Below are 21,414 nucleotides of genomic sequence, written 5' to 3' on the forward strand. Positions count from 1 at the left end.
CGATTTCCTCCTGGGGTTTTCGAATTCGACGCGTTCCAGCCTGGTCGCACCCCGGTCAGAAGTCCAACAGATGGTTCTTATGAAAGCTAGAATCCTCAGTTATGGAACTGAGGCAGCTGGAATACTTCGTCGCGGTCGCGGAAGAGCAGAACTTCACCCGGGCGGCGCAGCGGGTGCACATCAGCCAGTCCGGTGTCAGCGCCCAGATCCGCGCACTGGAGAAAGAACTCGGCGCCGAACTGTTCGACCGCTCGGCACGTACCGCCACCCTGACCGTCGCGGGTAAGGCCGCTCTCGAACACGCACGCACCGCCCTCCATGCCGCCGAAGCCGTCACCCAGGCGGTCGGTGAGGTCACCGACCTGATCAGGGGCACACTCACCGTGGGTATGGTCGTCGGCTGCACCGTGACACCGTTGTTCGAGGCACTCGCCGATTTCCACCGCACACATCCCGGTGTCGAGATCTCCTTGCTCGAGGACAACTCCGACCGGCTCGCCGAGGCCGTGCGGACCGGTGCACTGGATGTGGCTCTCATCGGTACGGCGACCGCCGAACCCGACGGACTGAAAGCATTCACCCTCATCCGGGAGCAGCTCGTCGCGGCGGTCCCCACCGGACACCCGCTGGCGGCGCGGCAGCGGATCACCCTCGCCGAGCTGTGCGCCCACCCCCTCGTGTGCATGCCCCCGGGTACCGGTGTACGCACCGTGCTCGACCGCGCCTGCGCCGGCCAGAACCTCCGCCCGGTGGTCGCGCTCCAGGCCGGCGCGGCCGACGCCATCGCCGATCTCGCCGCGCGCGGACTCGCGGTCGCCGTGCTCAGCGAATCCATGGCCGCGGCCTACCGCGACCGGCTCGTCACCCTCGCCCTGGAGGACGCCGAGACCCCCGCGTTCCTCGCGCTGATCTGGAAGGACACCGGCCGCCCCGCGGTCCGTGAACTACTCGTCCACAGCCGGCGAGCGTTCCATCGGGCCGGGCTCGGCGAGGGCCACGACAGCGCTCGGTAGCGCGTACACGCGGTGGTCACGGCCGATACGCCGAGCGCCCGACCCGGGCGGACGACCGCGTGTCGGCCCACCGCGGCGCCCGTGTCGACTCCTATCCTGGGCTCGACGGGCGTCATGGGTGGTGGTCGTGCACGTCGAGGACACGCAGTGCCAGGCGGGAGATCGGCAACCTCGGGACGAAGGGCGGAGTGCGATGCACGCGAAGTCCGCGGCGAGCTACATCGTGGTGGGTATCGACGAATCCGGCACCTCGCTGGCGGCTGCCAAATGGGCCGCGAGACTCGCCGACAAACTTGCCCTACCCCTGCGTCTGGTGCACTCGTCCCCCGCGCCGGGCCCGATGCCCGAGATCGCGCTCGACCCGGCCGAGCTGGCCGAACGACACGAGGTCTACCGCACCGAACTGCTGGCCACGGTCGAGTCCGCGCTGCGGGACTGGGCACCCGATGTCACGCTGATATCGGTCGCGGATGCCGAAGCCCCCGCCGCGGGACTGCTCCGGGCCGCCGAAGACGCCGCGTTGATCGTGCTCGGCGCCACCGGCGCCGGCATGGTGGAGCGCTGGCTGCTGGGATCGACGGCGCTCCGGGTGGTCGGCAGCGCGCGATGCCCGGTGGCCGTATGGCGCGGTGACAGCGCGCATATCGCGCCCGACGATCGCCCGATCGTGGTGGGCGCCGACGGGAGCCCATCGTCGGCCGGAGCGACCCGGCTGGCCTTCGAATGGGCACGACTGTTCTCGGTCCCGGTCACCGCGGTACGGGTGTGGTCCGACAGCACCGCGGTCGGGGACGCCGTCCCCACGGCGCTGTCACTTCTGGGACCGACGGCGATGGTGATCGACTGGGACCTGATCGCCCGCTCCGAGGCGGAGACACTGTCGACCATCATCGCGCCGTACCGAAGTGACTTCCCCGACGTGGAAGTCCAGGAGCGGTCCCGGCGCGGTTCAGCGGCGCGCGAACTGCTGCACGCGCTCGACGATGCGCAGTTGGCGATCGTGGGCAGCAAGGGCTGGGGGCGATTCCGCAGCGCGCTGCTGGGATCCACCAGCCAGAATCTGCTGCACCGCGCCGACCGTCCGATCGTCGTCTACCGCGACCCCGAAACCTGAGCGCGGGTCCGGCGCCCGTTCGCCTCACCGGTACCGAGGACGCTGTGGGTACAGCGACCGAAGAGCGCGACACCACCCCTGGCGATTTCGAGATATTCTGCGCCGGAAGAAGGTTCACCGACTCACAGGCCGGCCCGCGGGCCGCGGACCGGCAACGCATCGGTTACGCTCGAGGCGGTTCTGCCGTCGGTGATATGGGGTGTGCCGGATGGACTCGTCTGCGGTCGCGGCGGCGGCCGGCGTAGCGACAGCGCTCATCGCTCTCGTCGCCGCGGTGCTTGTCGTGTGGCAGGTGGTCGAGATGCGGAAAACCACCTACGCCAGTGCGTTCAAGGCTGTCTACGACATGCTGCAGGACGAATCGCTGCGCGAGGACCGTCGTTTCGTGATGCGCCACCTACGGTTTCGGGAGTTCGCCGCGTGGTCGGACGAGGATATCCAGCGCGCCGAAAGAGTGTGTCACAGCTACGACTGCGTGGGCATCATGTGCCGGAGCGGTTTCATACCGCCGGATGTCGTGGCCGACTCCTGGGGTGATTCGCTGCGGACGTGCTGGAATGTGCTGCGACCTCTCGTGGAGAAGTACCGTGCGGATCGCAACGCACCGGAACTGTGGGACGACTTCCAATGGCTCGCCCGGCGAGCCGTCGAGATCAGGCGCCCGATATCCGCCGGCCGCTGACGGTGCGCGGCGGCCGGCGGATACGTCCTCCGATCAGGGCACGACGACCGGTTCGGTGAGCGGCGGCGGGTCGTCGGCCCAGCGGTGACCGGTTTCGCGCGGGGTCACGCCCTGCTCCGCCCACGCCGCCAGCAGCGAGGCGACCTTGCTGTGCATGATGGTGCGGAGCCGGTCGAAGGAATTCTCCGGCGTATCGTCGACCTGGCCGAGCAGCAGCCACCACGCCCAGGCCACGGCCCCGGCGTTCGCGACGAAGTCCGGCAGCACCGGGACACCGCGGGCGGCGAGCATCGCCTCCGCTTCCGGGGTGGTGGCCGCGTTCGCGGCCTCGACGACGATCCGCGCCCGGACATCGAAGGAGTTGTCCGGCGTGATCGCATACGAGATCGCCGCCGGCACCAGGATGTCGACATCGGCGGCCAGGATCGTGGTCCGCGGCAGCTGCTCGACGCCCGCCGGCAACCGGGAGCGATCGATCTCGCCGTACCCGTTGCGCAGGGCCAGCAGCGCCGGAATGTCCAGCCCATCGGCGCAGTGCAGGGTACCGGCGGCGTCGGCCACGGTGGTGACCTTCATCCCGGCCTCGTGCAGGTAGTAGGCGGCCGCCCCGCCCATGGTGCCCACACCCTGGATCGCGACCGTGGTCTCGGCGGGCACCTGCCCCCACCAGACCGCGGCGGCGAGGCAGGCGTGCGCGACACCGTAGCCACCGATCACATCGCCCAGCAGGAATCCGCCCTCGACCGCCGCGTTCAGGCCGCGGCGCACCCGTTCCAGGGTCGCGGCGGGATCGGGGGCCCGGCGGATCGCGGCGTGGTAGCTCTGGCCCAGACCGAGTCTTTCGAAGACCTCGTCGATCAGGTGCTGCGGAACCCCCAGATCCTCGGCGGTCACCCAGTGCGCATCGATCCACGGGCGCATGGCCTCGCAGAACCGTTCCAATACTTCTACGGCGCGCGGATCCTTGGGGTCGAAATCGATCCCGCCCTTGGCTCCCCCGATGGGCAGATCGAATGTCGCGGTCTTGTTGGCCATACCGCGGGCCAGATCCTCGACCTCGCTCACCGTACAGCCGGCCCGCATTCGGGTGCCGCCGGTGGCCAGGCCACCGCGCAGGGTGTGCACCACGAGGTAACCGACCGCGCCCGTCTGAGAATCCGTCCAGTGCAAGCGCATATACGGCTCGCAGCGACGGACCGCGGGGGTGAGGGCCACTGCCGCCGGGACGGCCGGAACTGTCTGCGCGGTAATCTGCGCGGCGCCCCCCGCCGGGTCCTGCATCGTCGTCACGACGAACCACCTCCTCTTCGTGTTCGTGCCCGGATACACCATCACCCACGGAGAAGCGCCGGGTGCGTAATCCCCTGTCCGGACCACGTCGTCCCCGGCCGATGGCTCGATTCCGGTGCCACCAGCCTGCATTCGAGCCTGCGCGTTCGTCTATTTACGGTTCGTTCACGGCGGTGTTCAGCGTTGCTGCACAACGCTTAGGCTCGAAACCATGGACCTGTCGCTGGCCCGTTTGCGAATGTTGCGCGAATTGCATCGACGCGGCACGGTCACGGCGGCCGCGACCGCGCTGCACTACACCGCGTCGGCGGTGTCCCAACAGCTCGCCCAGTTGGAACGCGATGTCGGAACCCGGCTGTTCGAGCGGCGGGGGCGCCGGCTGCAACTCACCGATCTCGGGGTCCTGCTGGCCGAACACGCCGAGGAGATCCTCGCGTCGGTCGAGCGGGCCACCCAGGCGCTCGAGGACGCGGGCGAGACGATGACGGCGAAACTCACCGCCGGTGTGTGGGCGTCGGTCGCCTCCGGGCTGCTGCCCGAGGCGCTCACCGCCCTGGCGCGCACCCATCCGGGGATCTCGGTGCGGACGCGGGAACTCGTTCCGGAGGCCACCGCCGCCGCGGTGCGCGACGGGGCATTGGATCTGTCGTTCGTACTCGAATACTCCAACTACCCGATGACCTGGGACAGCGGGTTGGAGCGCGCTGTCATCGCGGTCGAGCGGATCTACGCCGCGGTCCCGTCCGGGGCCGTACCGTCGGCCAGTGTGACGCTGGCCGAACTCGCCGAGCATCCGTGGATCCTCGCCCCCGCCCGGTCCCATTTCGGGCATGCGGCCCGGCTGGCGTTCCAATCCGTCGGGCTCGAACCACGGATCGATCACGAGGTGGAGGAGCAGGCGACGGCGATGGCGATGGTGGCGGCCGGGCTGGGTGTGACGCTGGTGTCGGATCTGGGCCTGGCGTTGCGCCCGCCGGGGGTCGACATCGTCGCTCTGGGCGACGTGCTCACCCGGACCGTATCGCTGGCCTACCGCACCAATACGGCCCGGCGCGCCGCCCTGCTGCTCGTCGTCGACGCGGTCCGCGCGACCGCGGCCGAGAAAGGCCTGGCCGCGGATTCCGCACTGCCCACCTCGGCGACTACGGAACCATTCTCGTCCCCGGCGGCTACATTGCGGACGGCCGGTCGGCGGCCGGAACAGAACTGATCGGCTCGCACACACGACTCGCCTCTCGCGATCCGGTGAATCCTGTCACAGCCGCGGGGTACGCTCGCACGCGTCGGCGTAGCGGTGACACCTGGAGGTCGGCAATGGATGTTCTGCTCGGAATCGGGACGCGCAAGGGTTTGTTCCTGGCGCGCAGTACCGACGGCCGGTCGAGCTGGGAGGTGAGCCCGCCCCGGTTCGCCGTGGCGGATGTGAAAGCCCTGGCGATCGATACGCGGCGGACGACGCCGCGCGTGCTCGCCGGAGTACTCGACAGTCATTTCGGCCCGACTGTGGTGACCAGTGACGATCTCGGCCGGACGTGGAGCGAACCGGACGCCGCGCCGTTGGCCTTCCCGCCGGATACGGGAGCCGCACTGCGGGGCGTATGGCAGATCGCGCCCGCGACCGCGGCCGAGCCGGATGTGGTGTACGCGGGCGCCGAGCCGTCGGCCTTGTTCCGCTCGTCCGACGCCGGGCGGACGTTCGAACTGATCCGGGGCCTATGGGAACACCCGCACCGCCCCGAATGGATGCCGGGCGGCGGCGGGCTGGCGTTGCACACGATCATCCCGCATCCGGTGGACGCGGAGCGCATCACGGTCGCCATGTCGACCGGCGGCGTCTATCAGACCGCCGACGGCGGGAGCTCCTGGAAACCCACCAACAAAGGCGTCACAGCCGACTTCATGCCCGGTGAGCTGCCGGAATGGGGACAGTGCGTGCACAAGGTCGCCATGGACGCCGGTACCCCGAGCACGATGTATCTACAGAACCACGGCGGGGTCTTCCGCACCACCGACGACGGCACGAGCTGGCAGTCGATCGACGGTGGGTTACCGGCCTCGAATTTCGGGTTCCCGATCGTCGCGCACCCGCGTCGCCCCGGGGTGATCTATACCTTCCCGCTGGTCGCCGATATGGAGCGGTTCCGCTTCCCTCCCGACGCCGAATGCGCCGTCTACCGCAGTGCCGACGGCGGCCGAACCTGGTCGGCGCAGACCGCCGGACTCCCGCGGGAACCCTTCTGGGCGGCGGTCATGCGCGATGCCATGTGCGCCGACGACGCCGAACCGGCCGGAATCTACTTCGGCACCCGCAACGGAGAGGTCTATTGCAGTGCCGACGAGGGTGAGCACTGGCAGCTGGTGGCCGACAAACTGCCGGACGTCCTGTGCGTACGCGCCCGGGTGGTCGGATAACACCGTGGCCCAGGTGCACCTGCCTTCCGCGTTGCGGCCCTACGCCGGCGGGGACAAAGAACTCGCCATAGACGGCGCGACGCTGCGCACTGTGCTGGACGTGCTGCGCGAGCGGTCGCCCGCGCTGGAGCGCCGCCTCCGCGACGAGAGCGGCCGACTACGCCGCTACGTGAACTTCTACGTCGACGGCGACGAATGCCGGACACTGCGGGGCCTGGACACACCGCTGCGTGCCGGCACCGAGGTCTTGATCATTCCGTCGGTCGCCGGTGGGTGATCGCCGCGGCGAGGCGCTACTCGGCAGCGCTGCCACCCCCGACCAGGTACTCCGATTCCAGCCGGAGCGTACGGAATTCGGCGGCCAGCGCGTCCAGGGTGTAGTGGGCGTTGAGACCGCTCGGATTGGGTAGCACCCAGATCTCGGTGGCGCCGATCGTCTCGTCCTGGCGGCCGACGGTGGTCCGTGGACGGCCGAACGCGGTGCGATAGGCGCCCAGACCCAGCACCGCGAGGATCCGCGGTCGATTCCGCCGCACCCGCTCGACGAGTGCGGCGCCACCATCGCGAAGTTCCTGCTTCGTCAGCTCGTCGGCCTTCGCGCTCGTCCGGGAGACGACATTGGTGATGCCCAGCCCCAGCGCCGGCAGTTCGTCCTGTTCGTCGGGACGGAACAGGCGAGGCGTGAAACCCGATCGGAACAGCGCGGGCCAGAAGCGGTTTCCCGGGCGAGCGAAATGGTGTCCGGTCGCACCGGACCACAATCCGGGATTGATCCCGCAGAACAGCACTCGTAGGTCCGGTGCCAGGACGTCGGGGATCGTCTTCCCGGCAGCGGCCGCCAGCTCGGCCGGTGTCGGACGATTCAGCGCGGAACGGGCCATTCGCCCAGTCTGCCAGTCCGCACAGCTCACAGGACGAGCCGGTAGAACGCCGACAAGGCGCTGTCGATGGGACGCGGCTGCGGCCGGCGCCGCTCATCGAGCCGGTTCCAGCGCTGCATATTGATCGCGGCCGAGAACTGCCGGGCACCGTCGGCGGGGGTCATCGATATCGCTCCGGCGCCCCAAACCGAACCGTCGTGGCCCCAGTACGTTCCGCGCCCGGGAACCTCCATCCGGTGCAGACCCAGACCGTACTGGATCGTCTTGCCCTCCAAGGAGATGAGGGGGACGGTGCGCTGCATCTGCGCGGCGACGACCGGTCCACGATCTCACCGGCGAGCAGTAGAGCGAACCGGACGGTTGCCTTCGCCCGGCTCCGGCGCGATCATCGATGAGGAGTGATCCGGCGGTGCCGGTCCCGGTCGGCCCGACGGCGAATCGGCAGTTCCCGACCACGAGAGGACCGTGTCCCATGCCTTCCCCCAGTAGCGCGAACAGTACCGACCGGCAGTCCCTCGCCGCCGCGGGGAAACCGGCCGAAACTCGCATGACACAGGCCGCACCCGCGGCCAGTATCACCCTGCCCCATCTCAGCGCTGAGGTCGCGATCCCCGGCCGGGGACTCGAGGTGAAGGCGGGACCGGTCGAGTTGTCCCTACCGACGCGCTACATCTACTACGGCGGGCTCGGCGCTCTCGCCGTCGCCGGTGCGGTCGAATTGCCCCTCGCCGGCGCGCTGGCGGCCGCGGGGCTGATCGTCGACCGGATGCGCCGGCCCCACGCCGCCGCGCCCGAATCCGTCGGCAGCGGCGCGGCGGCGTAGTCCGGCCGGCACGTCCGTGGCGGACGGCCGGACTCACAACAGTCCGAGTAGCTCGAGGTCGGTCGTGTACTTGACGATCATCTCCGGTGTCACATGCGGAATGTCTTTGTCGGCACCGATTTCCGCGTGCCGGACCGCGGCCCGGAACCGTTCGGTCGGCGCGATGGATCCGCGTATCGCCCGCTGCGGTTTACGGTAGTTGTCCAGCAGCGGCAGCAGTGAGTAGCGGCGCTGCCGCTCCGGTAGCGCCCGGATGGCGGTCTCCATACGCTGCAACCAGGTGTCGTAGCCGGAAATCCGCTCGATGGGGTGTCCGGCATCGATCAGCCAGTCGACGTAGGTGTCGAGCGAGATCCCGTCGTCGTACGGATTCATCACATGATAGGTCCGGAAGCCGGTTCCCGCCCCGGCCCCGAGGGTGGCGACCGCTTCGGCGATGAAACCGACCGGGAGCCCATCGTAGTGGGCGCGCGGCCGCCGACCCTCGGCATCGAGTTCGTAGAAGGAACCGGGCGCCGTTCCGGTGGCCTCTACACTCAGCACCAAACGGGTGAACATATCGGGCAGATTGAGCTGACCGGCGTAGCCGGTATCGGCGAGGATCATATCGCAGCGGAACACCGTGACCGGCAGACCGCACAGGTCGGCGGCCTCCCGCAGCAGTACCTCACCCGCCCATTTGCTGTTCGAATACCCGTTGGCGTAGCCGCCGTCGATCCTCCGGTCCGGGCTGATCACCCGGATATCGGCGTCCTCGGTGAACGCCGCCCGGTCGATCTGTTCGCTCACGCCGATGGTCGAGGTATAGGTGTAGGGCTTCTGCCTCGTGGTCAGTGCGAGGCGGATCAGCTCGGCCGTACCCACGACATTGGGACCGAACAGCTCGCGGTAAGGCAGCATGTGGTTGACCAGCGCGGCCGGGTCCACGATCGCGTCGACCGTATCCGCCAGCCGCTCCCACGTGGCTCGAGTGGTGCCGAGACCGGGCGCGCTCTTGTCGCCGGCGATCACCTCGAGACGATCTGCGGCCAACTCCCGGTAGCGGGCGGACAGCACCGGATCGCCGGTCTCGAATTTCTCGTCCAGCCGGGCCCGGGCTGCCGCGTCGTCCTGTGCCCGCACCGGGCAGATCAGCGTCCCGCCGCAGCGGTTCAGCCGCTGCAGCCATTCCAGCACCAGATAGCGGCCCAGGAACCCGGTGGCACCGGTCAGCAGCACGGTCCGCGCCGGCGCGCTCGGCCCCGGAAGCGCGGGCGCGGCCGCAAGCGTCTCGGTGTCGAGGAACTTGTCCAGGGTCAGATCGCGAGCGTGTACCTCGGTGGCATTCGCGCCGTGAACCGAGGCGAAAGTCGGGCGGCCGCCGCCGCGGCGCTGACCGTCGATGTAATCGGCGAGCGCGCGCAGGTCGGTGGCCGGGCCGATGATCGACCCTACCGGCACCTCGATATCGAAGATCTCCCGCAGCAGCTGTGCGAAGGTCAGGGCCGACAACGAATCTCCGCCGAGGTCGGTGAAATGCGCGTCCGGGCGCAGCTCGTCGGCGGGCGAGCCCAGGATCGCACCGGCCGCGCGGACGACCGTCTCCACCGTCGGCCGGTCGCCGCCGCGGTGCAGGGCGCGCAGCTCGTCGGCCTCGGCCGCGGCCAGATCGGTGTAGAGCTGCTCCAGCCGGGGCCCGTACTGCTGTTTCAGGGCCGGGCGGGCGAGTTTGCGGATCCCGGTGAGCAGGCCGTTCTCCGGGGTGAACGGCCGGGTCTCGATGAGTAGGTCCCGCGGGATCTCGTAGGACTGCAGACCGGCCGTTCTCGCCACCTGCCGCAGCGATTCGGTCATCATAGGCCGCAACACGGCGATATCGCCGCCGGCCCGGGCGAGGGCTTCCTCCGTCGGCACCACCACCGCCAGTGGATAGGAGCGGGTGCTGTTTCCGTAGACATAGACCTGCCGGACCAGCGGACTCTCGGCGAGCACCGCCTCCACTGTGGACACCGTCACGAACTCCCCCTGGGAAAGCTTCAGCACGAAACTGCGCCGCTCCAGATACACGAGTTCGTCGACGCCGACCTCGGCGAAAATATCGCCCGTGTGGTGCCAGCCCTCTGCGTCGAACACCTCGGCGGTGGCTTCCGGGCGCTCGTAGTAACCGGGGATCAGTGCCTGCGAGCGGATCACCAGCTCCCCGCGCGGGTGCGGCCGGTCGGTGTGGAAGTAACCCAACTCCGGAACGTCGATGAGTTCGTAATCGAGCACCGGCGGACGGCGCACCCGGCCGTCGACGGCGATAGTTCCGGCCTCGGTGGAGCCGTAGCCATCGACGAGATGGAAATCGAGCAGGGTTTCGACCCATGTTCGCAATTCCCTCGAGATCGGCGCCGAACCCGTCGTCGCCGAGAAGAAGCGGCCGCCGAGCAAATTCTCCCGGAGATCGGTGAGCACCTCCTGCTCCAGCGTCGCCGTATCGGCGCTGCCGCCGGCACGACGCTGTACTTCGCCGCGGAACCGCTGGAAGAGCATTTCCCAGATCCGGGGCACGAAAGCGAGCTGGGTGGGCCGGACCAGCGCGAGATCCTCCAGCAGCGTCGAGAGGTCACTCTTGGCGGCGAAGTAGACGGTGCCGCCGCGGGCCAGCGTCATGTACAGGATCGCACGCCCCATGATGTGGCTCATCGGCATGAAGCCGAGCGCGATGGCCGGTTCGGTAGCGCGCTGGCCCCAGTGCTCACTGCTCGCGGCACGCCACTGGCCGGCCAGCCGGTGCTCGGTGATCATGGCACCCTTCGGCGCACCGGTGCTTCCGGATGTGTAGATCAGCAGTGCCAGCGGATCCGGTTCGGCGGGGGGCGGCACCTGTGGCGGTGGCAGCTCGGCACCACGGGCGATGACCTCGGTGAGGTCGTCGACGCGTACCCGGCTGCCCGCGGCGGACAGCCGCGCCGTCGCGGCCTCGAAGGTCGCCCGCTGGTCGTCGTCCTGCGGGTGATGGTCGAACACGATCAGGCGGTCCGGGCTGTGGCCGGTGCGCACCAGGTCGACGGCGTCGTCGAGGTGGTCGATACTCGTGGCGAGCACCGTGGGCTCGGTTTCGGCAACGACGGACCGTAGCTGGTTGAGGGGGCCTCCGCTCTGCAGCGGCACCGCCACCGCGGCCAGCCGAACCAGCGCCAGATCGACGAGCGTGTAGTCGACGCTGGAGAATCCCAGAACGCAGACCCGGTCTCCGGGACGGACGGGGTCACCGGACAGTGCCGCGGCGACCGCGCCCGCCCGGTCCCAGACCTCGCCGTAGGTCAGGGTGTCGAATCGGGGCAGCAGCTTCATCGAGGTGCGACCGGTCTGCGGGTCGGTGACGAACTCGACCGCGCGCCGGCCCACCGCGGGACGCCGCGCGTATCCCTGCATCACGATCTGGGCCGCCTCCACCGGCCGCGCGTCCGGTTTGTCCGCTCGTGCGGTCACGGCGGGGTCGGGCCGGGCCGCGGCGAACTGCTCGTCGGTGCGGTACAACTCCGCGATGCGGTCTTCGAGCCGGGATTCGCGCGTATCGGTCGACATCGGACTCACCTTCGAACTCTCGTAGGTGGCACTCACGAGTGTCATTGACACACTCAAGTGTCGGAGCGGCACTGTGGTGCGTCAAGCAGCGAGCGGGAAACATGACCGGTACCGCTGACCAGGTCGGTTCCATTCGACCGAAGAGCGTGCGGGCAACGATCGACACGATCGCCGCCACGCTGTACCGGCTGTTCGCCGACCGGGTGAACTCGGCCGACCCCCGCCGGCGAGCAGTTCAGCCGATCCCGGCCGCCGGGTCGATCGCGAGCGCGAGTGTGTCCTTGACCATCGCGAGCGCCGCACCGAGCGGGCTCGACCGGCCCCCGGACACGGTGATGTCGCCGGCATCACCGCATCGGAACTCGACCGCCTTCTCCGGCCCGGCCAGGACACCGAAGGGTGCGGCGGTCCGGGGGAACTCCTGCAGAGCGACGGCCACCCGGCCGGGATCATCGGCTCGAGCCGACCCGATATGTCGCAGCACCGCCCCGCGCGCGTGGGCGCGCATGGCCAGGACAGCTGTGGCGTCGGTGATCGGTTCCACGTCGACCCGGCACGCTGCGACATCCCAACGCCACAGCAGACCGGCCAGCAGGCGCAGTTTGGTGGCGGCGTCGGCGCCGGACAGATCCGCCGTGGCATCCGCCTCGGCGATCCCGCGGTCGCGGGCGAGCTCGAGGGCCGCGGCGGGAACCATCCCCTCGCCGAGCCGATCGAGGAAGAAACTCGCCGTGCCGTTCACACAGCCACGCACCTCCTGTACCTCGAAACCGCGCAGTCCGGCGCGGGCGAGGTCACCGGCAGGCAGCGCGGCGCCCGTGGCGCCGGAGATCCGGACGCCCCGCCCGTATTCGATTGCCACCGAGTGCAATCGGGACCACCCGGACAGCAGCGGCGATTTGGTCGCCGTCACGAGATGCGCCCCGGCGGCGAGGGCGGCGAGCCCATCGGCAAGCGCTTCCGCGGCGCCGTCCGGACGCGACGGGACGGCCTGCGCGACGACGGCGGGCACGGTGCCGGCCAGTAACTCCTCGATCGATGTGCGGGCAGGCCAGAGAGGCCGATCGGGGGGCACGCCACCGTCGGGTGTGCGGATCTGTCTGTCCCGCCCGCGGATCGCGACGAGGTACGGGTCCACTGCGTACCGGCCGCGGAATTCGTCGCGACGGTCACGGAGCACGGCGGCATAGCTCCGTGCGACCGGCCCGTAGCCGATCAGCACGATCGGTAGCGGAATCGGGCCCTTCATCCGGGAGCCTCCTGTTCGGTCGAGCTCGGACGACCCATTCGACGGGGGCGTGTTCCGCACACCGTAGTACCCACCGCGACCGGCGCTGTCCGCCGACTTCGGAGCCCGCCGGGTGAGCGAACAGGTTCCGAGTGAAATTCTTCTGCGCTCGGCGCTCGGACCGATTTCCGGCGGCGCGCTCGGCGCCTCGACCGGCGCGATCGTGCTTCTCGCCTGTGTTCCCGGTGGTCGCCGCCCTGGCGCCGGTCACGGTGTTGGGCCGGATCACCGCGGATCGGCTGCTCACGGCACATCGGCCGCGGTCCCCGGCCGGAGACCGGCGCACCGGCCGCCCGCGCGGCTCGACGTGCAGACCGGCGGCCGCTCCCGCAGACTCGGGGTCGGGCAGTGCACGATAGTGCGGACCCGGCCGACGAGGAGCGAACCCATGGTCAGCGAAGCGCATTCCGGTCCTCCCGCACACAGCGTCGGTCGCGGCCCGGTGCGTGCGGCGGTGATCGTGGGTGCGCTGGGCGTCGTCTTCGGCGATATCGGCACCAGTCCGATCTACACCATCCAGACCGTCTTCGATCCGCAGGATCCGCATCCGGTGCCGATCGGTACCGCCAATGTGTACGGGGTGGTGTCGCTGATCTTCTGGTCGGTGATGATCATCGTCACCCTCACCTACATTTCGCTGGTGATGCGCGCGGACAACGATGGCGAAGGCGGCATCATGGCGCTGATCACCCTGCTACGCCGCCTCGGGGCCACCCGTGGCCGCCGCACGGCCGGCTTCCTCGCAGGGGCCGGAATCTTCGGCGCCGCGCTCTTCTTCGGCGACGGCATGATCACCCCTGCCATCTCGGTGCTCTCCGCGGTGGAAGGGCTGCGAATCGTCGAACCGGACCTCGAGGACCTGATCATCCCGATCACGGTCGCGATCATCGCGGCTCTCTTCTCCGTCCAGCGGCGCGGTACCGCCACGGTGGGCCGACTGTTCGGGCCCGTGATGATCGTGTGGTTCCTGACCATCGGCGCCCTGGGTGCCGCCGGAATCGCCCACCACCCTCAGATACTGAAGGCGCTGTCCCCGGCCTACGCGCTGGGTTTCGCCACCGGGCATTTCCATATCGCGTTCTTCGCCCTCGCCGCCGTCGTACTCGCGGTCACCGGCGCCGAGGCGCTCTACGCCGATATGGGGCATTTCGGCCGGAAAGCGATCACCCGGGGCTGGCTGGGGCTGGTCCTGCCCGCCTGCACACTGAGCTATTTCGGGCAGGGCGCGCTCGTCCTCGGTGACGAGTCCGCGGTGGACAGTCCCTTCTTCCTGCTCGCCCCCGGGTGGGCCCGGATGCCCCTGGTGCTGCTGGCCACCGCCGCGACCGTGATCGCGTCCCAGGCGGTGATCACCGGCGCCTTCTCGGTGGCCGCGCAGGCGGTGCGGCTCGGGTACCTGCCTCGCCTGCGGGTCGCGCACACCTCCGAATCCACCATCGGCCAGATCTATGTGCCGTGGATCAACTGGTTGCTCATGGTGTCGGTGCTGACACTGGTCTTCGCCTTCCGCAGTTCCGCGGCACTGGCCTACGCGTTCGGTATGGCGGTGACCGCGACCATCACCATCACGACCCTGCTCTTCTTCTACGTGGCACGCACCAAGTGGCGCACCCCGCTCTGGTTGGTGCTGGTCGGCGCGGTCCCGCTGCTCGGCGTCGACGCACTGTTCGTCGCGGCGAACCTGACAAAACTGGTCCATGGGGCGTGGCTCCCGTTGTTGATCGGACTCACCGCGTTCACGGTGATGATCACCTGGGCGCGTGGCCGCGTCATCGTCACCGCCGCCCGGCGGCGGGCCGAGGGTCCGCTACCACAATTCGTCGAACAACTGCGCAACCGCCGACCGCCGCTGATCCGGATCCCCGGTACGGCGGTGTTCCTCAATCGCGGCAGCGACACCACACCACTGGCGATGCGCGCCACTGTCGAACACAACCGGGTCCTGCACGAACACGTCGTGATCCTCTCCCTGGACACCCTGCCCGTACCGCGCGTGCCCGATGCCGACCGCCTACGGGTCGATGCGCTCGGCTACCCCGACGACGGCATCGTCCATGTCACCATCCACCACGGTTACCTGGAGACCCCGAAGGTGCCACAGCTGCTGGGCCTGCTCGATCCCGCGCAGACCGAGGGCCCGATCTCGGTGGAAGGGGCGTCCTATTTCCTGTCGAAGATCGAACTCAAGCCGGGCCCGGCGCCCACCATGGCGCCCTGGCGCAAACACCTGTTCATCGCCACCTCCTACCTAACCTCCGACGCCGCCGATTATTTCGGGCTGCCCCGCAACCGGACAGTGATCATGGGCTCGCAGGTCGAGGTCTGAGCTGAATGGTTGTGCGGTCCGTAAGTAGGGTGAAGATCGGTCGTCGATGAACGCTGATCATCTGACGCTTTCGCGGCCCTGGAGATGTCCATCAGCGGCGGGCGCCTGCCGGGCCCAGTGAGCCGGCGGGGTAGTCGTCGAGCGGTACCAGGTCCCGTGACCAGGCCGAAATAATCGGGGTGACCACCCGCCATGCCTCTTCTGCCTCGTCACCGCGGATGGACAGGGCCGGGTTTCCGAGCAGCACGTCCAGAAGGAGCCGTCCGTAGGCGGGTAGGTCGGGCGGATGGATCGGTGCGGTCATGGTGACGGGGACCAGAGTGTCCACGGCAGCGCCGATGGCCGTGAGGGTGAGAGTGAGGTTTTCGGGGTCGAGTCCGAACCGCAGGACGTTCGGTGCTGTCGTCCCGTGGTGGCCGAAGGGCATATGGGGGACCGGACGGAAGTGGATGGCGACTTCTTTGCGGTCGGCGGCTAGGGCTTTGCCGGTGCGCAGGACGAAGTTCGTACCAGCCCATCGCCAGTTGTCGATCGTCAGGTGGACTTCGGTGAAGGTTTCGGTGCGTCGTTGTGGGTCCACCCCGGGCTCGTCGGTGTAGGAGGGGACGTGGCGGTCGCCGATCACGCCGGCGCTGTATCGGGCTCGGCGGGTGCGGCGCGGAATATCGTCGTCGGTCAGGGTGCGGATCGCTCTCAGTACGTCGACCTTGCGATCGCGCAGATCGCGTTCGGACAGGGTGATCGGTGGTTCCATGGCCACCAGGCAGAGCAGTTGCAGGAGATGGTTCTGCACCATGTCCTCGAGCGCTCCGACACTGTCGTAATACCCCGCGCGGTCCTCGAGGGTCAGGGTCTCGTCCCAGATGATCTCGACCTCGGCGATATGCGCGCTGTTCCACAGCGATTCGAGCACCCGGTTGGCCAACCTGCTCCCGAGCAGATTCTGCACAGTGGTCATCGCCAGGAAATGATCCACCCGGAAGACGGCCTGTTCCGGGACCAGATCCGCCAGCAACCTGTTGAGTTCTTGTGCGCTGGTGAGATCCTCCCCGAACGGTTTCTCCAGCACGAGCCGGCTACCGGACGGAAGATGCGCGGCGTGCAGCGTCCGGATCGCGGTGGAGAACAACGCCGGCGGCAGCGCCAGGTACACGGCCACCGGTCCCGCGCCGGCGATCGTTTCGGCCACCTGCGCCGGGTCACCTATATCGGCCTTCTGGTATCGCGCAGCCGTGAGTATCGCCTGCCGGGTGTCGCCCGAGATGTCCGGGGCGTGCTGATCGAGCTGGGTCGCGGCCCACGCCCGGAACTGTTCGTCGTCCCGGCCCTTCCGGTCGGCGCAGACGACCTCGAAATCCGCTCCCAGCCGGCCGATTTCGTGGAGAGCGGCCAGCCCGGGTAGGAGATAGCGTCCGGCCAGGTCACCTGTGCCGCCGAAAATGACAAGTCGTCGGATCATGGTGTGGCCGCCTTTGCATATGCGAGGTTCACGCCACTGGCAATGACGCCGATATGGCTGAACGCTTGCGGGAAGTTGCCCATGAACGCGCCGGTGGACGGGTCGGTCTGTTCGGAGAGCAGACCCAGAGGGCCGGCGCGAGCGCACAGGGAGTCGTAGAGCTGCTCGGCCTCCTCGATTCGGCCTGCATGGTCAGATTATCGATCAGCCAGAAGCTGCAGTGGAATACACAGCCAGGGAATCGATCCGTCGACACCGACCAGGGCAGCCGTCGCGCCGTCTCCGATCAGCCCGTAATCTTTCGGGGGCAGGTAACCGTCGACCCGGCGTATCGGCCGAAACGGTGGGTCGGGATCGTGCATCACACCTCCTCCACGGCACACGCGGCGAAGCGGCGGATCAACCGAGCCGGATCAGCACCTCCTGGCTCCACGGCCTCATGGCCCGATGTCAGGTTTCCTCGCGGACCGATACCACCCAACGGCACGTGGAGCAAACCACTGGCAATCTACCAGCCCCTTGCGCACCTGCCGGCGATCGTTACCACCACGCGACCTGCGCAGCCGACACCCGCACCCACAACACAACCTCGACCGTGTTCTTCGGGTTGCCGGTTGACCCGGCCCCGGTCACAGACCGGCTCAGTCGGCGAAGGCACGGCAAGAACGTCCGCCGCTGGGTGTTTTGCGCGGGTGCCTGCGGGGATGCGGGCACAGGTCGGCCCACGACGATGACCCCAGGGTCCACCAGCAGGTAATATGGCGTCTGGTCGACCGTGCTCGGCGTCACTCGTGGGGATGTCATGGTTGCTGGGGCAGCAGGGCTCGCGGTGCCGACTTCGTGTCTGCGGTTGTCCGGGCAGACGCCGAGCCGGCTTGTTCCTCTGTGGACCTGTAACAGTTCGTGCGGGTGGCTGCGATGAGTGGACCGGTGAGCAGGGATGCGGCCGCGCCGACCGTCGGTGTGGAGGAAGAATTCCTCTTGACAGACCTTGCGACCGGAGCTCCGGTCGCAAAAAGTATGGAAGTGGCTCGGACGGCCGGAGACAACGGTCTCGACTTGCCTCTGGAACTCACCCGCTGCCAGGTCGAAGCCAAGTCCGGAATCCACTCCGAGCTGGCACAGCTACTCGCGGAGTTGCGCGACCTCCGGCGGACCGTCGCCTCCTGCGCCGAGAAGACCGGGGCCCGGCTGCTTGCCGTCGCGGTCCCGCCGACGGGCACGGGCATGGCTTCGATAACCGATACCCCGCGCTATCGGCGTATCGCTGCGGGGTTCGGGATGCTGGCGCGTGAACAGCAACTGTGCGGTTGTCATGTCCATATCGGTGTTCCGGATCGACGTGCGGCCTTGCGGGCGAGCAATTTCCTGCGTCCCCTGCTTCCGCTGTTGTTGGCGCTGACCGCGAACTCGGCGATCTATCGGGGTGTGGACACCGGTTACGCGAGTTGGCGTCACATCATGTGGGGTCGCTGGCCCAGTGCGGGACCGCCACCGTATTTCGCCTCGACAGCCGACTACGACGCGGCGGTCGGCATGTTGCTGTCGACGGGCGCGATTCTGGACCGGAAGATGGTGTATTGGGATGTCCGGCCGTCGGTGACCTATCCGACCGTCGAAGTCCGGGTCAGCGATATTCCCGCGACGGTGGAAGAAACCGTCCTGCTGGCCACCCTGGTACGCGCGACGGTGATGACGGCTGCAGCATCACCGCCGCAACCAGCGCCGCGGATCCCCGGTGAACTTCTTCGGACCGCCTGCTGGAGGGCAGCGCGCGACGGAATCACGGGCGAGCTCGTCGACCCGGCGAGCGGTCGGACGATCGCCGGGCAGAACTGGCTGGCCGAACTCATCGCGGCCGTCCGCCCGGCCCTGGAGCAAGTCGGCGATTACCGCTTCGCCGCCGAGACAGCCGCCGCGGTCCTGGCCCGCGGCAACGGCGCTGCACGGCAACGCCGCGCGTTTTGCGCCCACCACGACCTCGGCGATGTCCTCACTGAACTGGCGGGGGCAACACTGCAAGGCTGCCATTAGATCGCGAACAGTAGCCGGGTCGGCTCGAGCCGCGACTCATAGGCGATATGTCCGGACTCAGTCGCCGGCCAATACGGCCCCGAACAGTGCTTCTGGCCGTGATACCAGCGGAGAAACCGCCACGGAACCGCCCCGCCCCATATCTCGGCGCTCACGACCTTCAGCGGCTGGACGTGCTCGGAGCCGTCAGCACGCCGAAAAGCCACCTCGACAGCATCGACACCGACCAACCGCCGAGACCTCGGCGCACTCACGTTCGCCGATCCGAACATCTTGTTACAGAAGCCGACCGGGAAAGATCATCCGCCATTCAGCCCGCAGGCTCGTGCCATCGGTTCTCGATATCGGCGGTGGACTGCGCCAGGTGTTCACCGCCGACGGCGCCCGGTTTCGACGAGCCGGAGCGGAATCTCAAAACCATGACCGATCCACTCCGGCCCGTGAGGCGCATTACTATCGAATAGTTTGTGCGTTAATAATTAGCGGACTACATTAAGGTAGGCACGGATAACCGATCCAAGGGAGGCGCGTTGGCCGCGGAAATCGACGACCCACTGCTGCTGGAGCGACAGGTGTGTTTTGCGCTGGCCGTGGCGAACCGCTCGGTGCTGGCCGTATACCGGCCGCTGCTGGACCCGCTCGGATTGACGCACCCGCAGTATCTCGTCATGTTGGCGCTCTGGAATGAGGCGCCGATGTCGGTAAAAGCCATCGCCGAGGCGATCCAGCTCGATTCCCCCACGCTGTCGCCGCTACTCAAACGTCTGGAGAGCGCCGGCCTGGTGACCCGGCGCCGCGACCCCCGCGATGAGCGCACCCTGGTGGTCGATCTCACCGACGCGGGGCGCGCGCTACGTCGCGAGGCCGAACGGATCCCGCCCGCCGTCGTCGACCGGCTCGGCGTGGAACTCGGCGATCTCGAGGAATTGCGCGAAGTACTCGGCCGCGTCAACGAGGCGGCCCGCCGGTCGGCACTCGCGTACCAGGACCACGAATCATGAACGCGGCCGCGGAGAACGGCGGCCTCCCGACCGCCGACAGGAGTGCTCCCATGACAGGCCGGACCCCCACACCGACACAGCGCATTCGCTACCTCTTCGGCGAGACACTGCCACCCTCGATGCAGCAGTGGGTCCTGCGTGACCAGACCGGCCCGGGCGCCACCCGGCGGTTCCTCCAGCGCTTCCTGGTACCCCCGATCCCGTTCTTGTGCCTGTTCGCGCTGGTGCCGGGACCATGGTGGATGGGTTTCTCCATGGCCGTGCTGGTGTTCCTCCCGCTCGCCTTCTTCGCGGTCGCTCTGGTGTACGTGCACCGGCGCCACATCCTGGTCAAGCACGGTCTCGATCCCGCGCTGGCCGACCCGGGCCGGCACCGCCGTGCCGCCGAGGAACGCGCGAACTACGAAATGCGTTACCACCGCAGCTGATCCGAGCTGTGTACGCGGTTCTGTGTGGTATCCGGCGGATGCGCGGGCGCGGGGTGACTGCGTGATCGGCGGAGGCGCTTCGGCTTGCACCTGACGTAAGGTCAGGTCCTACCGTCGGCGGCACCGGCGCACGGTGCGTCGGTGGAAGTGGGATGAAACGGATGGGCCAGCACGGAACCGAGCGCGTATGGAAGGTCGGTGAACTGGCGGCCGAGGCGGGGCTGACGGTGCGCACGCTGCATCACTACGACCGCATCGGCCTGGTACGCCCCGCACAGCGGTCCGGCACCGGACATCGGCTCTACACGGCCGGCGACGTCGAGCGTCTCTACCAAGTGCTGGCCCTGCGTCAACTGGGCCTGGGGCTGGACCGGATCGCGGACCTGCTCGCGGGCACCGTGGCGATGACACAGGTGCTGTCTGCTCACCGCGACTTCCTGGCCGCGCAACTGGCCGCGACCCAGGAGCTCCATGCCCTGGTCGCGGCGCTGGCCGCTACGGCGGAGAGCAGGCCGGACGCATCCGCGGATCGCTTCCTGGAATTGATCAGGAGGACAGTCATGGTCGACGACACCTTCAAGCAGTATTTCACCGAGGGTCAGCTGACGCAGCTCGCGCAGCGTCGGGAAGACCTCGGTGAACAGCACATTCGGCAAGCCGAAGCGCAATGGGGTGAGCTGATCCCGAAGGTCGACGCGGCGATCGCCGCGGGAATGGACCCGGCTTCACCCCAGGCCCAGCAGATGGCAGCGCAGTGGATGGAGCTCTTGGAGGGCTTCCATGGCGGCGACGCGGGCCTGCGCGACAGTCTGTACCGGATGCAGGCCGGCGAGGCCGACCGGATCGAGAGCGAGTTCTGCGGACCGTCACCGGCCCAGATCGAGTTCATCACGGCCGCGAACGCCGCACGCGGATAAGGGGTTCGGCGGCCGCCGGCATATCGATCGAGACGCGGGAGCACTCGAGGTCACGCACTGGCCTGGTTCGCGGGAAGAAACCTCCGCGAACCAGGCGCGGTGCCCAGAAAGTGGGTATGACAATGCGTGCGGACCGCACGCCCGGTCGATGAAACGAACGTTTGCTACGCCCCTGCCACCGTGTGCGGTAACCG

At 68.3% G+C, this 21,414-nt stretch carries 19 protein-coding genes; 12 read left to right on the top strand and 7 right to left on the bottom strand.

All coding sequences use genetic code 11. The annotated features are described in order from the left end of the window. The first annotated feature begins 101 nt into the window (after positions 1–101). The 3 genes from NS4_RS05485 (at position 102) to NS4_RS05495 (ending at position 2,809) form a co-directional block, all read left to right on the top strand. The gene (locus NS4_RS05485) at positions 102–1,013 is read left to right on the top strand and encodes a LysR family transcriptional regulator (protein WP_063058327.1); all 912 of its coding nucleotides are present in this window, start codon (positions 102–104) and stop codon (positions 1,011–1,013) included. A 193-nt stretch (positions 1,014–1,206) separates the two neighbouring features. Continuing rightward, the gene (locus tag NS4_RS05490; RefSeq protein WP_063058328.1) at positions 1,207–2,127 is read left to right on the top strand and encodes a universal stress protein; all 921 of its coding nucleotides are present in this window, start codon (positions 1,207–1,209) and stop codon (positions 2,125–2,127) included. Positions 2,128–2,335: 208 nt separating this feature from the next. Beyond that, positions 2,336–2,809, top strand: coding sequence for a DUF4760 domain-containing protein (locus tag NS4_RS05495; RefSeq protein ID WP_063058329.1), 474 nt, complete (start codon positions 2,336–2,338; stop codon positions 2,807–2,809). Between the two features lie 33 nt (positions 2,810–2,842). Here the strand turns inward: NS4_RS05495 and NS4_RS05500 are convergent, their stop codons facing one another. Next, positions 2,843–4,090, bottom strand: a complete 1,248-nt coding sequence (locus tag NS4_RS05500) for a Glu/Leu/Phe/Val dehydrogenase dimerization domain-containing protein (protein ID WP_084486793.1) — start codon at positions 4,088–4,090, stop codon at positions 2,843–2,845. A gap of 220 nt (positions 4,091–4,310) precedes the next feature. Between NS4_RS05500 and NS4_RS05505 the strand changes: the two genes are divergently transcribed. From NS4_RS05505 to NS4_RS05515, 3 genes are all read left to right on the top strand, one after another. Then, a complete protein-coding gene (locus tag NS4_RS05505) occupies positions 4,311–5,309 on the top strand; it encodes a LysR family transcriptional regulator (RefSeq protein ID WP_084486795.1) in 999 nt (332 codons plus the stop codon). A gap of 104 nt (positions 5,310–5,413) precedes the next feature. After that, positions 5,414–6,511 (top strand): WD40/YVTN/BNR-like repeat-containing protein, encoded by a 1,098-nt coding sequence (locus NS4_RS05510; protein ID WP_063058330.1) that lies wholly within the window; start codon positions 5,414–5,416, stop codon positions 6,509–6,511. A gap of 13 nt (positions 6,512–6,524) precedes the next feature. Beyond that, positions 6,525–6,788, top strand: a complete 264-nt coding sequence (locus NS4_RS05515; protein WP_245665084.1) for a MoaD/ThiS family protein — start codon at positions 6,525–6,527, stop codon at positions 6,786–6,788. Between the two features lie 16 nt (positions 6,789–6,804). Here NS4_RS05515 and mug read toward each other — a convergent pair whose 3' ends face one another. Next, entirely contained in the window at positions 6,805–7,392 is a 588-nt protein-coding gene (gene mug, locus NS4_RS05520; protein WP_063058332.1) for a G/U mismatch-specific DNA glycosylase, read from the bottom strand. A gap of 26 nt (positions 7,393–7,418) precedes the next feature. Continuing rightward, positions 7,419–7,694 carry a hypothetical protein gene (locus NS4_RS05525; RefSeq protein ID WP_063058333.1) on the bottom strand — a complete coding sequence of 92 codons (276 nt, stop codon included), beginning with the start codon at positions 7,692–7,694 and terminating at the stop codon, positions 7,419–7,421. A gap of 170 nt (positions 7,695–7,864) precedes the next feature. Between NS4_RS05525 and NS4_RS05530 the strand changes: the two genes are divergently transcribed. Next, on the top strand, positions 7,865–8,215 hold the full coding sequence (locus NS4_RS05530; protein WP_063058334.1) for a hypothetical protein: 351 nt from the start codon (positions 7,865–7,867) through the stop codon (positions 8,213–8,215). Positions 8,216–8,248: 33 nt separating this feature from the next. Here NS4_RS05530 and car read toward each other — a convergent pair whose 3' ends face one another. Further along, positions 8,249–11,767 (bottom strand): carboxylic acid reductase, encoded by a 3,519-nt coding sequence (car, locus tag NS4_RS05535; protein ID WP_063058439.1) that lies wholly within the window; start codon positions 11,765–11,767, stop codon positions 8,249–8,251. A gap of 235 nt (positions 11,768–12,002) precedes the next feature. Beyond that, on the bottom strand, positions 12,003–13,016 hold the full coding sequence (locus NS4_RS05540) for a hypothetical protein (RefSeq protein ID WP_063058335.1): 1,014 nt from the start codon (positions 13,014–13,016) through the stop codon (positions 12,003–12,005). A gap of 427 nt (positions 13,017–13,443) precedes the next feature. Here NS4_RS05540 and NS4_RS05550 point away from each other — a divergent pair, with 427 nt between their 5' ends. Next, entirely contained in the window at positions 13,444–15,381 is a 1,938-nt protein-coding gene (locus NS4_RS05550; protein ID WP_063058337.1) for a potassium transporter Kup, read from the top strand. A gap of 91 nt (positions 15,382–15,472) precedes the next feature. On the opposite strand, the gene NS4_RS05555 is transcribed toward NS4_RS05550, so the two are convergent. Both NS4_RS05555 and NS4_RS33235 read right to left on the bottom strand, forming a co-directional pair. After that, positions 15,473–16,840 (bottom strand): glucose-6-phosphate dehydrogenase, encoded by a 1,368-nt coding sequence (locus NS4_RS05555; RefSeq protein ID WP_063058338.1) that lies wholly within the window; start codon positions 16,838–16,840, stop codon positions 15,473–15,475. Continuing rightward, a complete protein-coding gene (locus tag NS4_RS33235) occupies positions 16,837–17,019 on the bottom strand; it encodes a glycoside hydrolase family 15 protein (RefSeq protein ID WP_369690200.1) in 183 nt (60 codons plus the stop codon). Before NS4_RS33235 ends, NS4_RS05555 begins: the two co-directional genes overlap by 4 nt. Positions 17,020–17,770: 751 nt before the next feature. On the opposite strand from NS4_RS33235, the gene NS4_RS05560 reads away from it, so the two are divergent. The 4 genes from NS4_RS05560 (at position 17,771) to NS4_RS05580 (ending at position 21,220) form a co-directional block, all read left to right on the top strand. Next, a complete protein-coding gene (locus NS4_RS05560) occupies positions 17,771–18,874 on the top strand; it encodes a carboxylate-amine ligase (RefSeq protein ID WP_245665086.1) in 1,104 nt (367 codons plus the stop codon). A 530-nt stretch (positions 18,875–19,404) separates the two neighbouring features. Continuing rightward, the gene (locus tag NS4_RS05570) at positions 19,405–19,875 is read left to right on the top strand and encodes a MarR family winged helix-turn-helix transcriptional regulator (RefSeq protein WP_174552065.1); all 471 of its coding nucleotides are present in this window, start codon (positions 19,405–19,407) and stop codon (positions 19,873–19,875) included. Between the two features lie 50 nt (positions 19,876–19,925). Continuing rightward, positions 19,926–20,303 (top strand): DUF5313 family protein, encoded by a 378-nt coding sequence (locus NS4_RS05575; protein WP_063058440.1) that lies wholly within the window; start codon positions 19,926–19,928, stop codon positions 20,301–20,303. 152 nt (positions 20,304–20,455) lie between these two features. Then, positions 20,456–21,220, top strand: coding sequence for a MerR family transcriptional regulator (locus NS4_RS05580; RefSeq protein WP_063058342.1), 765 nt, complete (start codon positions 20,456–20,458; stop codon positions 21,218–21,220). Positions 21,221–21,414: the final 194 nt, after the last annotated feature.

Source organism: Nocardia sienata NBRC 100364, assembly GCF_001613205.1.
Classification (GTDB): domain Bacteria; phylum Actinomycetota; class Actinomycetes; order Mycobacteriales; family Mycobacteriaceae; genus Nocardia; species Nocardia sienata.

What these genes read in the sequence shown, in the direction of transcription:
- NS4_RS05555 (WP_063058338.1), bottom strand. Translation starts at nt 16,840, where the DNA reads ATGATCCGACGACTTGTCATTTTCGGCGGCACAGGTGACCTGGCCGGA.
- NS4_RS05485 (WP_063058327.1), top strand. Translation starts at nt 102, where the DNA reads ATGGAACTGAGGCAGCTGGAATACTTCGTCGCGGTCGCGGAAGAGCAG.
- NS4_RS05490 (WP_063058328.1), top strand. Translation starts at nt 1,207, where the DNA reads ATGCACGCGAAGTCCGCGGCGAGCTACATCGTGGTGGGTATCGACGAA.
- NS4_RS05550 (WP_063058337.1), top strand. Translation starts at nt 13,444, where the DNA reads ATGGTCAGCGAAGCGCATTCCGGTCCTCCCGCACACAGCGTCGGTCGC.
- NS4_RS05510 (WP_063058330.1), top strand. Translation starts at nt 5,414, where the DNA reads ATGGATGTTCTGCTCGGAATCGGGACGCGCAAGGGTTTGTTCCTGGCG.
- mug (WP_063058332.1), bottom strand. Translation starts at nt 7,392, where the DNA reads ATGGCCCGTTCCGCGCTGAATCGTCCGACACCGGCCGAGCTGGCGGCC.
- NS4_RS05525 (WP_063058333.1), bottom strand. Translation starts at nt 7,694, where the DNA reads ATGCAGCGCACCGTCCCCCTCATCTCCTTGGAGGGCAAGACGATCCAG.
- NS4_RS05580 (WP_063058342.1), top strand. Translation starts at nt 20,456, where the DNA reads ATGAAACGGATGGGCCAGCACGGAACCGAGCGCGTATGGAAGGTCGGT.
- NS4_RS05500 (WP_084486793.1), bottom strand. Translation starts at nt 4,090, where the DNA reads ATGCAGGACCCGGCGGGGGGCGCCGCGCAGATTACCGCGCAGACAGTT.
- car (WP_063058439.1), bottom strand. Translation starts at nt 11,767, where the DNA reads ATGTCGACCGATACGCGCGAATCCCGGCTCGAAGACCGCATCGCGGAG.
- NS4_RS05505 (WP_084486795.1), top strand. Translation starts at nt 4,311, where the DNA reads ATGGACCTGTCGCTGGCCCGTTTGCGAATGTTGCGCGAATTGCATCGA.
- NS4_RS05495 (WP_063058329.1), top strand. Translation starts at nt 2,336, where the DNA reads ATGGACTCGTCTGCGGTCGCGGCGGCGGCCGGCGTAGCGACAGCGCTC.
- NS4_RS05575 (WP_063058440.1), top strand. Translation starts at nt 19,926, where the DNA reads ATGACAGGCCGGACCCCCACACCGACACAGCGCATTCGCTACCTCTTC.
- NS4_RS05530 (WP_063058334.1), top strand. Translation starts at nt 7,865, where the DNA reads ATGCCTTCCCCCAGTAGCGCGAACAGTACCGACCGGCAGTCCCTCGCC.
- NS4_RS05540 (WP_063058335.1), bottom strand. Translation starts at nt 13,016, where the DNA reads ATGAAGGGCCCGATTCCGCTACCGATCGTGCTGATCGGCTACGGGCCG.